The organism is Curtobacterium sp. MCLR17_055 (genome assembly GCF_003234305.1).
Classification (GTDB): domain Bacteria; phylum Actinomycetota; class Actinomycetes; order Actinomycetales; family Microbacteriaceae; genus Curtobacterium; species Curtobacterium flaccumfaciens.
This window is the reverse complement of sequence record NZ_QKSX01000019.1, coordinates 12,094-24,454: the sequence shown is the minus strand read 5'-3', so window position 1 is coordinate 24,454 and position 12,361 is coordinate 12,094. Positions and strand designations below refer to the sequence as shown.

The following is a 12,361-nucleotide window of genomic DNA, read 5'->3' as shown; positions in this document are numbered from 1 at the left end:
ATGCATGACGCTGCTCTCGCCCGACGTGGACGAACGGACCACCACGGACGAACGGACCAGTGCGCGGGCGGACACCCCGTGGGTCACGGTGGTGTGGGACGACCCGGTGAACCTGATGTCGTACGTCACCTACGTCTTCCAGCGGCACTTCGGGTTCTCACGCGAGCAGGCCGAGCGGCTCATGCACCAGGTCAACGACGACGGTCGGGCGATCGTGGCGACGGGCCCGCGTGAGTCGATGGAGGCCCACGTGCAGTCCATGCACGGCTACGGGCTGCAGGCGACCGTCGACAAGGCCCCCGAAGCGTGATCCCGTTCGTCCGCCGCGCCGACGGCGTCCACCTCGGCCTGTCCTCCGGCGAGCGCGACCTGCTCGCCTCGCTCACCGAGCAGCTGCAGCAGGTGCTCGGCGGTGACCTATCCACCGACCCGATCAGCGAACGGATGTTCCCGGACGCCTACCCCGGCGACGACGCGGCGAGCGCGGAGTTCCGGAAGTACACGGAGTCCGACCTGCTCACGCAGAAGACGACGAACGCCTCGATCGTGCACGACTGGCTGACGGGTACCCGCGACGGTTCGCTCGACGCCGAGGACGAGCAGGCGTGGCTCCGCACCCTCACCGACCTGCGGCTGACGATCGCCGACCGGCTGGGCATCGAGGACGCCGACGACGAGGAACGCTCGGTCGAGGCCGACGCGGGCGTCGGCCTACGCGACGTCTACGACTGGCTCGGCTACGTGCAGGAACACCTGGTCGTCACGCTCACGTCGCGCTGACGGCCCACGGCCTGGAGGCTCGGATCACCTCCGGTGCGGCGGGTCACCCCAGCAGGTCGTCGCGGTGGGCTCGCGCCCAGTCGGCCAGGCTCCGGGGTGCGGTGCCGGTGATGCGTCGGACGTCGTCGCTCATCACGTCGACGCCGTCGAGGCCGCGGCGGACGACCCGGCCGAACTGTTGCCGGAGCCCCTCGGCCTGCCACGCGGGCACGCCGCTCAGGCGCAACACACCGGCGTAGACCCGGCTCGGCAGGTGCAGGGCGCGCACGGGTCGGCCGAGCCCGGTGGCGAGCGCGGCGGCGACACCGCGCGCGTCGAGCAGGTCCGGGCCGGTGAGCACCGGTTCGGTGCCGTCGTGGCCGTCCTCCATCAGCACCCGGGCGGCGGTCCGGGCGATGTCCTCGGTGTCGATCCAGCCGATCACCCCGCGGCCCGTGGTGTGCGGGAACCACCCCCGTCGGATCGCCGGCGCCGAGGGCTGCACGTTCGTCATGAACGACGAAGGATGCAGGATCGTCCACGCCAGCCCGCTCTCGCGCACCAGCCGGTCGATGTGCCAGGCGGCGCTCGCCCACGACATCGGGGAGTGCTCGGCGGCGTCCCCGCCCGACAGCTGCACGATCCGGCCGATCCCTGCACGCTGCGCCGCACGGACCCCGGTGGTGCCCTGCTCGCGCTGCCGCTGGCTGACCGGCGTCACGAGGAAGAACCGGTCGACCCCCTCGAGCGCCGCGGTGAGCGCGTCCTCGTCGTCCAGGTCGGCCAGACGTCCGTCGATGCCCCGCGCCCGGAGCGCGTCGACCTGTTCGGGCCGTCGGACCACGGCACGCACCGTCACCCCGGCCGCCCGCAGCAGCTCCGCAGTCTTGCCCCCGACGTCCCCGGTCACGCCGGTGACCGCCACGATCTCGCCCATGTCTGCTCCTCGTCCCGCTGACCCGTTCTGGTATCAGTTTTCTGATACCAGAACGTACGCCGGTACGATCACCCCGTGCCCCAGGAACTCCCAGCCCCGCGCGACGACGTCGACGGCATCGTGGCGTGGACGGTGATCCGGGCCGCACGGACGCTCTCCCGCCGGCTCGCGGCCGAGCTGGCGCCGCTCGGGTTGACGCCCGTGGAGTTCGGGGCGCTCATCCAGCTCGCGGCGGCGGGCGAGCTCAGCCAGGCCGACCTGGCGCGGGCGGTCGGCGTCCGACCGCAGAGCATGACGACGCTCGTCGGGGGGCTCTCGACGCGGGGACTCGTGGAGCGGGGTGCTGCACCGGGCCGGGGACGGGCCTCCCGGATGCAGCTGACCGACCAGGGCGAGGCGCTGCTGGCACGCGCCCATCCGATCGTCCGGGCGAGCAACGCGTGGTTCGGCGACGGTGCGGAACCGGTCTCGGCGACCCTGCTCCCGCTGCTCGAGCCGGACGCGGGCGACGACGGGTCCGCCGTTCCCTGAGCGATATCAGAAGGCAAACTTGCAAGGTGGGCTGATGACGGACTAGCCTCCGGGCGTGACCGACGCACCGGAGACCGACCCGACCGACCTGGCCGACGCCGTGCTGACGATGCACGGACGACTGCGGCGGTCGTTGCTGGCCTCGAAGTCGGACGACGTCACGGCGTCGCAGACCGCCGCTCTCGGACGCCTGCTGCGGCACGGGCCGGCCACCATCGCCGACCTGGCCCGAGCCGAGGGTGTCCGACCGCAGTCGATGGGCGCGACCGTCCAGGCCCTGGTCGACCTCGGCCTGGCCGAGCGGCAGGCAGACCCGACGGACGGCCGGCGATCGATCGTCAGCGCGACGGCGGCCGGTCGGGACGCGCGCCAGACCGCCTGGGCCGCGCGGAACCGCGAGCTCGCCGAGCGGCTCGCGACCCTGCCCGAGACGGACCGCCGCGTCGTCGCGCGGGCGATGGACCTGCTCGGGCCGATCGTCGATCCCTGACCCGCACCCCTCGCCCAGTCCTGCAACCGGAAGAAGCACTCTCACGTCCACCACCACGACCCCCGACACGACCACGGGCAGCGGCTTCGGCCCGAAGCTCCTCATCCCGGTGCTCGTCGGACCCCTGCTCAACCCGATCAACACCACGATGGTGTCGGTCGCCCTCACCCCGATCTCCCGCGACCTGGGCATCGGTGCGGCGCAGGCGATCTGGCTCGTCGCGGCCCTGTACCTGGCGAGTGCGATCGCGCAGCCCACGATGGGCAAGCTCGCCGACCGGTTCGGCCCGAAGAAGGTGTTCCTGACCGGGCTCGTCATCGTCGGGATCGCCGGGGTGGTGCCCGAGGTGCTGACCGGGTTCGGCGGGGCCGTGTTCGCCCGGGTGCTCATCGGCATCGGGACGTCGTCGGCGTACCCGGCGGCACTCACCACCCTCCGGCAGCACTCCGCCCGGATCGGGAAGCCGACGCCGCCGCTCGTGCTCGGGGCGCTGTCGATCACGTCGCTCGTGTCCGCCGCCGCCGGCCCACCGCTCGGCGGGGCGCTCATCGCCGCGTTCGGCTGGCACGCGATCTTCCTGGTGAACGTGCCGCTCGCGGTGTTCGGCATCGTCGTGGCGACGCTCTGGCTGCCGTCCGACCGGCTGCGCCCGCGGGACGACGCTGACCTGCCGGTGCTGCAGGCGCTCGACCCGCTCGGCATGGTGCTGATGACCGGGACCGTCTCGGCGCTGCTCGTCTTCCTGCTCGACCTGTCCGCCGGGCTGTGGTGGCTGCTCGCGGTGGCCGTCGTGCTGCTCGTCGCCCTGGTCGCGTGGGAGCTGCGGGCCGTGCGACCGTTCGTCGACGTGCGGCTGCTCGCCCGGAACGGCGCGTTGTCCCGCACGTACGGCCGCCTGTTCCTGACGTACCTGCTCGCCTACACGATGACCTACGGGTTCTCCCAGTGGGTGCAGGACGTCGCGGGCTACCCGAGCGACGTCGCCGGCTACATCCAGCTGCCGGCCGCGATCGTCGCCGGGGTGGCCTCGTTCGTGGTCGCACGCAAGACCGCGATCCGCGGGCCGCTCGTCGTCGCCGCGCTGGTACCGATCGTCGGTGGCGTGCTCCTGCTCTTCCTGCACACCGGGTCGCCCGTCGTCCTGCTCGCACTGACCCCGGCGCTGTTCGGGGTGCCGCAGGCCCTGGCGTCGGTGTCGAACCAGGCGGCGCTGTACCGGCTCGTCCCCGCGGAGTACATCGGCACCGCGGCCGGGCTGTCGCGCACCGCGGTGTACATCGGGGCGATCGCGGCGTCCTCGCTCATCGGTGGCGTGTTCGGCCAGGCCCCAACGACGCCGGACCTGCACGTGCTGGGGTGGGTGATCCTCGGCGTCGCGGTGCTCCTGACCGTGCTGACCCTGGCCGACCGTCGCCTGCGGGACGCCGACGCCGGGTGCGCCGCCGCCGCGCCCGCGCCCGACGCCGAGTGAGCAGAAGATGACGGGTCGCACCCCCGCACCCGACGTCTTCTGCTCACTCGGCGGCCTCCGGACGTCCTGGAGCACCTCGCCACCCGCGGACCGGTAGCGTCGCGGGCATGGCGAACGGCGGCGGGTTCAGCAGCGACACCAAGGCAGGCGCGATCTGGAACGTGGTGATCTGCGGCATCCTCTGCATCGGCATCCCGATCGCGGCGATCGTCAACGCCGACCGGGGCTCCGCGTACGTCGGCATCGGCATCGCGGCGACGGTCCTGGCCCTGTGCATGGAGGTCTACTTCGTCCGTCGTCTGCTCGCGCGCCGGCGCTGACGCCGGGCGCGCCACCGCCGCCGCGCCCGCCACTGACGGTTCGTGAGCACAAATGGTCGAGTCGCCGCGGCACACTCGACCATTCCTGCTCACGAAGCACCTCCCCCGCGGCCGGTACCCTGATCCGGTGACCGACCCGACCCCCACGCACTGGACCCTGACGCTCGTCTGCGACGACCAGCCCGGGATCGTGCACGCCGTCTCCGGAGCGATCGTCGCCGCCCAGGGCAACATCACCGAGTCGCAGCAGTTCTCGAGCGCCGACACGAACACGTTCTTCATGCGCCTGCAGGTGATGGCGCCGGTGGACCGCGCCGCCTTCGAGGCAGCACTCGCCCCCGTCGCCGCCCGCTACGACGCCCGCGTCCAGCTCGACGTCGTCGGTCGTCCGCTGCGCACCCTCGTGCTCGTGTCGAAGGCGGGCCACTGCCTGAACGACCTGCTCTACCGGCAGCGCGGCGGACAGCTGCCGATCGAGGTCCCCCTCGTGCTGTCGAACCACGCGGACCTGTCCGAGCTCGCCGCGTTCTACTCCGTGCCGTTCGAGCACCGCCCGGTCACCGACGCCGAGTCGAAGGAGCAGATGGAACGGCGTGTGCTGCAGGCGGTGGAGGAGCACGACATCGAGCTCGTCGTCCTCGCCCGCTACATGCAGATCCTGTCGCCCGAACTCTGCGCGGCACTCGAGGGGCGTGCCGTGAACATCCACCACTCGTTCCTGCCCGGCTTCAAGGGCGCGAACCCGTACCGGCAGGCGCATGCCCGCGGGGTGAAGCTCATCGGTGCGACCGCGCACTTCGTGACGAGCGACCTCGACGAGGGCCCGATCATCGAGCAGAACGTCGTCCGCGTCGACCACACCAAGGAACCGGCAGAGCTGGTGTCCATCGGGCAGGACGAGGAGTCCCGCACGCTCACCCAGGCGGTGCGCTGGATCGCGGAGGACCGCGTCCTGCTCGACGGCGCCCGCACCATCATCTTCAAGTAGGCAGCACCATGACCAACGCCCCGCAGTCCCCCGTCGACTGGGAATCGGTCCCCGACCCGGCAGCCGTCCGGCAGCCGCGACGGCGGTTCGAGGCCTGGATGATCCTGCGGATCGCCGTGATGGTGTTCGGCCTGCTGTCCCTGGCCTTCTGGGGCTACTGGTCGTGGCAGCTCCCGCTCCCCGGCTACCTGTTCATGGTCGGGGCTCCGCTGTTCGCCGCGGTCGTCTGGTACTTCTTCCGGTCGCCGCGCTCCCCGATCGAGACCGACATCGTCGGCAAGACCATCGTCGAGGTCGCCCTGGTCGTCGCCGCAGGCGCGACCTGGATCTCCATCGGCCACCCGGTTGTCGGGATCGTCTTCATCGTGATCGCCGCCCTGAGCGGCGTGATCGCGTTCCGCAAGGAGACCGCATGAGCACCACGGGCCTCCAGACCGGCCAGGAGGCCCAGCGCACGCTGGTCCGCGCAGCCCGCGTCGTCGACGCGGCCGGCACCACGGCCGACGGCTGGGTCCTGGTCGTCGGCGACACGATCCACGCGACCGGCTCCGGCCCCGAGGCCCCCGTGGCCGACCGGGTCGTCGACCTGGGCGACGCGGTCCTGACGCCCGGCTTCGTGGACCTGCACGGGCACGGTGGGGCGACCGAGGCGTACGAGGACGACTCGTTCGACCGTTCGCTCGCGATGCACCGTTCGCACGGCACGACCCGCTCCGTCCTGTCGCTCGTCGCGAACCCGGTCCCCGCCCTCGCGGCGTCGCTGGCCCACGTCCGCGCCGTGATGGCGACCGACCCGCTCGTGCTCGGCGTGCACCTGGAGGGACCGTTCCTGTCCCCGCACAACAAGGGCGCCCACAACGAGTCGTTCCTGATCGAGCCGACCCCCGCCGCGGTCGACGCCCTGCTCGAAGCGGGCGAGGGTGTCATCCGCCAGGTCACGATCGCGCCCGAGCTGCCCGGAGCGCTCGACGCCGTCCGCCGCTTCGTCGACGCCGGCGTCACGGTCGCCGTCGGCCACACGGTCGGCACGTACGACCAGGCGCGGGCCGCGTTCGACGCCGGCGCGACGATCCTGACCCACGCCTGCAACGCGATGCCCGGGCTGCACCACCGCGCACCGGGGCCGATCGGCGCCGCCGTGTCGGACGACCGCGTGACGCTCGAACTCATCCTGGACGCCGTGCACGTGCACCCGGTCGTGGCGGACACGCTCTTCCGGGCGACGCCGGGTCGTGTGGCGCTGATCACCGATGCGATGGGTGCCGCCGGCGCTGCGGACGGCTCGTACCGGCTCGGGTCGCTCGACGTCACGGTGACCGACGGCGTCGCACACGTGGCGGGGACGGAGACCATCGCGGGGTCGACGCTGACGCAGGACGTGGCGCTCCGCAACGCGGTCTCGCTCGCCGGGCGGACCCTGCCCGAGGCCGTGGCGGCGCTGACGAGCGTGCCGGCCGGCGCGCTGGGGCTCGGCGACCGTCTGGGTCGGCTGGCGCCGGGGTTCGCCGCCGACATGGTGGCGCTGACGCCGTCGCTCGAGGTCGAGCGCGTCTGGGGCGGCGGGCGCGAGCTGCGCTGAAGCGCGCACGGCGCAGACGGCTCGCTCGGACACGTCACGGCAGGTCGGTCGGGCGGGGGTTGAGGGGCTCACCGAACCGTGGGGCCCGGCCCGGGACGCAGTGCCCGTAGATGGACACGTCCGCATGGGACTCGTACGCCTGGAACAGGACGGCGAAACCGTCCCTTGCCGTCCCACCGAGGTAGCCGTTCGGGTAGCTGACGACGGTGCGCTCGGGCGTCAGCGTGTCGTCGTGCTGCACGCGGGCTCCGTCGTACCCGATCGCAGCGAGCGCCTTCGTGACGCGCTGGGCGACCTGGTCGGGCGTGCCCGGGAGCGGGAGCCTGCGTGCGGCCGAGTACGAGTACTGGGCGGCTTCCTGGTCGCCGGTGCCGCAGATGAACCACGCGGGTTCGTCGTCGCCCCAGCCGTCCTGCCCGACGACCGAGCGCACGGCGGCGAAGATGTCCAGGACGTCCTGGTGCGACTGTTCGACGTTCATCGACGTGTCCTTCTGCATCGGGGAGTCCGGGGCGGGGCCGGTGCACCCGGTCAGGAGTGCGGTGACCACCAGGGGTCCGGCGAGTGCCGCCCACGACCGTTCAGAGCGTCGGGTCACCGGTGCCCCCGGTCTGCCAGCCGTACATGAGCCAGTCGTCCTTGGTCTGCTGCCGCATCCGGTCGAAGGGGCGGCCTCGCTCCGGGATCTCGTCCCCGTGTCCCATCGCCGCTCGTGCAGCGTTGTGCTGGGCGGTGGTCCCGTTGTCGAAGTACGAGTACCGGCCGTCGTCGTCATCGCCGTCGTACGGCCCGTGGCGGGTGACGCCGTGCAGGGTGTCCGACCCACGGCCCTCGGTCTCGGAGCTGAACGCGTGCGCGTCCCACGTGGACTCGGTCGGGTCACGCCGACCGGACAGGTTCTGCCCGGTGACGGCCCAGCCGTCCTTCGCGCCCTGGCTGGCGAAGACCTGCCCCTCGGGCACGTGCAGCATGGACGCGTTCGGTACGGCGTCCGTCACACCGGCCGAGCCGAGCAGCACCACGTGGTCGGCGTGGGTCTTCGTCAGGGCGATGGTCGCCACGGTCGTGCCGTAGGAGTGCCCCATGACGGTCAGGTCGGCGTCCCGCCCGGCGACCGCTCGTGCCGCGTGGAACCCGTCGAGGTCGGCGACGAGTCGCTCGGCGCCCGCTCGCGCGCGGTCGTTCGCCAGGACGGACCGGAACGACGGGTCGTCGGCCATCGGCGGGTGGTAGCCGATCCAGGACAGGACGGCCACGTCGCCCGCGCGGGCACCGGACACCCGAACCTGCGCAGCACGCATGCCGATGGCGATCGCGCTGTAGTCCTGCACCGTGCCGTCCTGGTACGTCGCGGTGTTCATGCCCGGCACGATGACGCTGACGTGCGTGGCACGGTCGAGGTCACCCGCGACGATCTGCGCGAGCGGGGGACGGTCGTCGACGAGTGCCACCAGCGAGACCGGTGTCGTGGCGAGGGTGTCCTGGATGTTCCGGTAGGCGTCGCGCTGCCGTTCCCAGACGAGCAAGTGCTCCCGTGCCGTCGCCGCTTCGGCCGGGTTCCGGGCGGCGTCGTGCCGCTCGCGCCAGTGGCGGACCTGCTTCCGCGCGTGTGCGAGCCGGTCAGCCAACACCGTCGTGTTCGCCCGTGCCCGCGCCCAGGAGGCGACACCGTTCAGGTTGCCGATGACCGCCGGCATCGCCTTGACGAACGCCCGCTGGACCGCGGACGGCACACCGTCGACGCCCGACATCGCCTGCCACCACCCGGCCACGTGCGCAGGGTCGACTCCGGCGAGCCGCTTGGCGACCCGTGCGTCGTCACCGAGCGCGGCGACGGTCTCCGGGTCGAGGGTGCCGAGCCAGGTGAGGAACTGCCCGTCGCTCATCGCGGACACGACCGTGGCGGAGACCAGCTTGCCGAGCACCGACCGGTCCTCGAGCGCGGAGGACGCCGCTCGGTCGGCTGCGGCTCGGCGGGCGACGAGCTCGTCCCACTGCGCCGTCAGCCGAGCGTCCAGCGCTGCCAACCACTCGCCGCTGCGCTCCAGCTGCTGCAGGAGCGCACGGTCCGACTCGACCGCATCCGGTCCGGACGCCACCACGGTGGCATCGCGGATCGCCCGCTCGTTGGCCGCGATGTCGTCCGCAGTGTTCCGCCGGGTCGTCTGCAGGCTCGCGGCGTCGTCCTGGATCTCCCGCACCTGGCGCGCGTAGGTGGCGAGTGCGGCCGACGCCGCGTCCAGCCGCGCCGCGACGCGCTGGGCACTCGCCGGCATCGCCGCCGCCGTCACGAGGAACCGCTGTTGCGCCCGCCCCGCCCAGCCGGACGCCGCGTGCTCCGCAGCGACGAGCACGTGCCGGGCGCCGTCACGGACCGCGTCCGAGTGGTCGTCGTGCCGACGGGCGATCCGCTGGATGCCGTCCGGGTCGCCCGCGACCGGGTCCGCGCTCACCGGACCCGCCGGGCGAGGTCGGCATCCGCACGCAGGACCGCTTCGGCGGCGGCGGTCACGTACTCGCGCAGCGTGTCCGCGTCGTCACCAAGGGACCGGATCATCGCGTCGTGCGCCCTGGCCGACGCGACGAACGCGGACTCGACCGCCCCCGAGCCGAACGCACCGCCGTCCGAACCGGACAACGGGCGCTCAGAGCGGAGGTCGGTGACCGCCTGCCCCGCCGCTCGTGCGACCGCCTGCACCGTCGGCAGGTCGACCGTCAGATCCCCCATGGTGCCCCCTCGTGTTCCCCGAGGAGGTCAACATATCACCGCTGAAGTACGGTGTGTCAAGCAGTGTTCAGCGGTCGATCGGGCGCCCCCGCTCGCCGCTCGCCCAGCTCGTGTCCGCCGTGTCCCCGACCCGCAGGGACAACGTTCCACCCCGCGTCACGAAGGACGCCGGCACCCAGGACCGCTCGTGCGTCCACCCGTTCAACCGGGCGCCCTGCACGTACGGCTCGGTCCCCGAGGACCGGATGACGATCCGCTCGCCGCTCGACCGCCGGATGTCGACCGTGCTGAACGTCGGGCTGCCGATGAGCATCTCCGCTCGCCCGGGCGTCTGCGGGAACAGACCGATCGACGCGAAGACGTACCAGGCGCTCATGGTGCCGAGGTCGTCGTTGCCCGGCAGGCCGCCGGGACCGGTCGAGTAGGCGTCATCCACGACCTGCCGCACGGTCTCCTGCGTCTTCCAGGGCTTGCCGAGCGCGTTGTACATCCACGGCGTGTGGATGTCGGGCTCGTTCGTCGGGTCGAACTTCGTGGCGTCTCCACCGGTCACCGCGAACGCACCGGTGCTGTCGTGGAAGAAGTCGTCGAGCCGAGCGGTCGCGGCGTCGTCACCGCCGAGCGCGCTCGACAGCCCCTGCACGTCCTGCGGCACGAGCCAGGTGTACTGCGCGCTCGTGCCCTGCGCGAACCCGGTGCCGGTCGAGGGCGACCAGTCCGGCGTCCACGATCCGTCGGCCTGACGAGCAGCCTGGTACCCGACGGCGGCGTTGAAGGTGTTCTTCCAGTAGGTCCCCCGCTCCGCGAACATCCGGGCGTCCGACCGCAGCCCGAGGGAACCGGCCCAGTACCCGAGCGCGCTGTCGGAGATCGAGTCCTCGAGGGTCTCGGCCGCACCACCCCAGCAGGAGCAGTCGTCGTTCGCCGCGTACTGGCGCTCCAGGTACTCGTCGAGTGCGGGCCGCTGCGCCAGGCACTGCCCCGGGCACCCGATGTCGCTCTCGGCGTCCGCGTTCTCGACCGTCGCCTGGTGCTTGAGCGAGGCGTAGGCGGCCCGGACGTCGAAGTTCCGGACGCCCATGGCGTACCAGGTGGCGAGCGTCGCGGCCGAGGGGTCTCCGGTCATCACGTGCGTCGGCGCTCCGAGGTGCAGCCACCGGTCCCACACGCCGCCGTTCTGCTCGGCGAACCGCAGCATCGACTGCGCCATGTCCCCGGCGACGTCCGGCCGCAGCAGCGCCAGCAGCTGGATCTGCGCCCGGTACTGGTCCCACCCGGAGTACGTGCCGTAGACGGCCCGGTGTCCGCGGTCCATCCGGTGCACCCGCAGGTCCGGGCCGAGGTAGCGCCCGTCGCGGTCGTTCAGCGTGTTCGGCTGCATGAGTGCGTGGTAGACCGACGTGTACAGCTGGGTGGTCCGGTCAGCCGTGCCGCCACCGACGCGCAGGCGCGACAGTTCACGGTTCCAGGAGGCCCGTGTGCCGGCCGCCACGCTGGCGACGGTCGAGCGCCCGGTCACCTCGCCGTCACGGTTGGCGACCGCACCGGCTGCGCTCACGTACGAGATGCCGATCTTCGCCTGCACCGTCGCTCCGCGACGCGCATCGAACCCGACCCACGCGCCGGACCCGCGTCCGGCGCGGTCGGCGCCGGTCAGGTACCCCTCCCCACCGGAGGAGGACGTGCCTCCAGGCTGGACCGTGCCGTCCTTCCAGGTGCCGGTGCTCGCGAACGCCGTGTCGAAGGTCGCGGTGAAGTAGAGGCGGTAGTAGCTGCGGCGGTCCGGGTTGGTGGCGCCGCCACCGTTCGCGCGGCGGCTGCAGAAGCCGCCGGTCAGGACGCTGCCGCTGACCGTGCGGGTGCGGGGGTCGACGCGGGTGGTCGCGGCCTCGCTGCCGTTGATCGAGTTCGACGTGCGGAAGAGCAGGTTCGCGTCCTTGCCGGCCGGGAACGTGAACGCGCCGACGCCGGCACGGGTGGTCACGGCCAGGTCGGTGCGGACGCCGTTGTCGAGCGTGACGCCGTAGCGGCCGGGGCTCGCGGACTCCTGGTCGTGGGAGTACCCGGCGGCGTAGACGGCGTCCTTCGAGTCGGCGGACGGCGAGGTCGTGACCGGGGTCGTGACCGGCATGATCGGCACGTCGCCGGCAGCCCCGGGAGCACACCCGGCACCGTTCAGGTGCGTCAGGCTGAAGCCGCGCAGCCGGTTCACGTCGTACGAGTAGCCGTTCGCGACCGGGGTCGACGTCTGGTCGCCCGCGGTGCCCGTGGGGCTCCACTGCATCATGCCGAACGGCGCGGTGGCCCCGGGCCAGGTGTTGCCGTTGTTGCTCGTGCCGATGAAGGGGTCGACGTACCGCGCGGGATCGCTGACGGCGCGCCCGGCCTGCGTCGACGGCGAGGCCACGGCCGGCGCGGCGACGATCGCCGTGCCCAGCAGTGCGGCGATCGTGGCCACCGCGGCGAGCGGGAGCGGACGGACGAGCGGGCGACGGTGCACGCGAGATCGGTTCACATCGGTGACGCTAGCCCCCTCGGACGGGGGACGCCGCCCGCGT

14 protein-coding genes are annotated in these 12,361 nt (G+C 72.4%); 9 read left to right on the top strand and 5 right to left on the bottom strand.

From position 1 onward, the window contains the following. Positions 1-4 precede the first annotated feature (4 nt). Positions 5-310, top strand: a complete 306-nt coding sequence (gene clpS / locus DEJ09_RS15185; protein WP_071404706.1) for an ATP-dependent Clp protease adapter ClpS — start codon at positions 5-7, stop codon at positions 308-310. Continuing rightward, complete coding sequence (locus DEJ09_RS15180; RefSeq protein WP_111089135.1) at positions 307-780, top strand: DUF2017 family protein; 474 nt, start codon at positions 307-309, stop codon at positions 778-780. The genes clpS and DEJ09_RS15180 overlap by 4 nt, the downstream gene beginning before the upstream one ends. A 43-nt stretch (positions 781-823) precedes the next feature. On the opposite strand, the gene DEJ09_RS15175 is transcribed toward DEJ09_RS15180, so the two are convergent. After that, positions 824-1,696, bottom strand: a complete 873-nt coding sequence (locus tag DEJ09_RS15175; RefSeq protein WP_111089134.1) for an NAD(P)H-binding protein — start codon at positions 1,694-1,696, stop codon at positions 824-826. Positions 1,697-1,771: 75 nt separating this feature from the next. On the opposite strand from DEJ09_RS15175, the gene DEJ09_RS15170 reads away from it, so the two are divergent. The 7 genes from DEJ09_RS15170 (at position 1,772) to nagA (ending at position 7,075) form a co-directional block, all read left to right on the top strand. After that, on the top strand, positions 1,772-2,227 hold the full coding sequence (locus DEJ09_RS15170) for a MarR family winged helix-turn-helix transcriptional regulator (RefSeq protein ID WP_111089133.1): 456 nt from the start codon (positions 1,772-1,774) through the stop codon (positions 2,225-2,227). A 55-nt stretch (positions 2,228-2,282) separates the two neighbouring features. Beyond that, entirely contained in the window at positions 2,283-2,717 is a 435-nt protein-coding gene (locus DEJ09_RS15165; RefSeq protein ID WP_204166160.1) for a MarR family winged helix-turn-helix transcriptional regulator, read from the top strand. 109 nt (positions 2,718-2,826) lie between these two features. After that, positions 2,827-4,188, top strand: a complete 1,362-nt coding sequence (locus DEJ09_RS15160; protein WP_220034949.1) for an MFS transporter — start codon at positions 2,827-2,829, stop codon at positions 4,186-4,188. 107 nt (positions 4,189-4,295) lie between these two features. Beyond that, positions 4,296-4,508, top strand: coding sequence for a hypothetical protein (locus DEJ09_RS15155; protein ID WP_111029042.1), 213 nt, complete (start codon positions 4,296-4,298; stop codon positions 4,506-4,508). Between the two features lie 127 nt (positions 4,509-4,635). Then, positions 4,636-5,496, top strand: coding sequence for a formyltetrahydrofolate deformylase (gene purU / locus DEJ09_RS15150; protein ID WP_110861849.1), 861 nt, complete (start codon positions 4,636-4,638; stop codon positions 5,494-5,496). A gap of 8 nt (positions 5,497-5,504) precedes the next feature. Next, on the top strand, positions 5,505-5,912 hold the full coding sequence (locus DEJ09_RS15145) for a YrdB family protein (RefSeq protein ID WP_084740750.1): 408 nt from the start codon (positions 5,505-5,507) through the stop codon (positions 5,910-5,912). Next, positions 5,909-7,075, top strand: a complete 1,167-nt coding sequence (nagA, locus tag DEJ09_RS15140; RefSeq protein ID WP_111089132.1) for an N-acetylglucosamine-6-phosphate deacetylase — start codon at positions 5,909-5,911, stop codon at positions 7,073-7,075. The genes DEJ09_RS15145 and nagA overlap by 4 nt, the downstream gene beginning before the upstream one ends. 34 nt (positions 7,076-7,109) lie before the next feature. Here nagA and DEJ09_RS15135 read toward each other — a convergent pair whose 3' ends face one another. The 4 genes from DEJ09_RS15135 to DEJ09_RS15120 form a co-directional block, all read right to left on the bottom strand. Then, positions 7,110-7,673, bottom strand: a complete 564-nt coding sequence (locus DEJ09_RS15135; protein WP_258373925.1) for a hypothetical protein — start codon at positions 7,671-7,673, stop codon at positions 7,110-7,112. Continuing rightward, positions 7,657-9,528 carry an alpha/beta hydrolase gene (locus tag DEJ09_RS15130; protein ID WP_111089130.1) on the bottom strand — a complete coding sequence of 624 codons (1,872 nt, stop codon included), beginning with the start codon at positions 9,526-9,528 and terminating at the stop codon, positions 7,657-7,659. The genes DEJ09_RS15135 and DEJ09_RS15130 overlap by 17 nt, the downstream gene beginning before the upstream one ends. Then, on the bottom strand, positions 9,525-9,803 hold the full coding sequence (locus DEJ09_RS15125; protein ID WP_111089129.1) for a hypothetical protein: 279 nt from the start codon (positions 9,801-9,803) through the stop codon (positions 9,525-9,527). Before DEJ09_RS15125 ends, DEJ09_RS15130 begins: the two co-directional genes overlap by 4 nt. Positions 9,804-9,870: 67 nt before the next feature. Further along, on the bottom strand, positions 9,871-12,318 hold the full coding sequence (locus tag DEJ09_RS15120; RefSeq protein ID WP_258373924.1) for a GH92 family glycosyl hydrolase: 2,448 nt from the start codon (positions 12,316-12,318) through the stop codon (positions 9,871-9,873). Between the last annotated feature and the right edge of the window lie 43 nt (positions 12,319-12,361).

Coding starts and splice junctions, on each gene's coding strand:
- clpS (WP_071404706.1), top strand. CDS start 5: ATGACGCTGCTCTCGCCCGACGTGGACGAACGGACCACCACGGACGAA.
- DEJ09_RS15175 (WP_111089134.1), bottom strand. CDS start 1,696: ATGGGCGAGATCGTGGCGGTCACCGGCGTGACCGGGGACGTCGGGGGC.
- DEJ09_RS15155 (WP_111029042.1), top strand. CDS start 4,296: ATGGCGAACGGCGGCGGGTTCAGCAGCGACACCAAGGCAGGCGCGATC.
- DEJ09_RS15145 (WP_084740750.1), top strand. CDS start 5,505: ATGACCAACGCCCCGCAGTCCCCCGTCGACTGGGAATCGGTCCCCGAC.
- nagA (WP_111089132.1), top strand. CDS start 5,909: ATGAGCACCACGGGCCTCCAGACCGGCCAGGAGGCCCAGCGCACGCTG.
- DEJ09_RS15125 (WP_111089129.1), bottom strand. CDS start 9,803: ATGGGGGATCTGACGGTCGACCTGCCGACGGTGCAGGCGGTCGCACGA.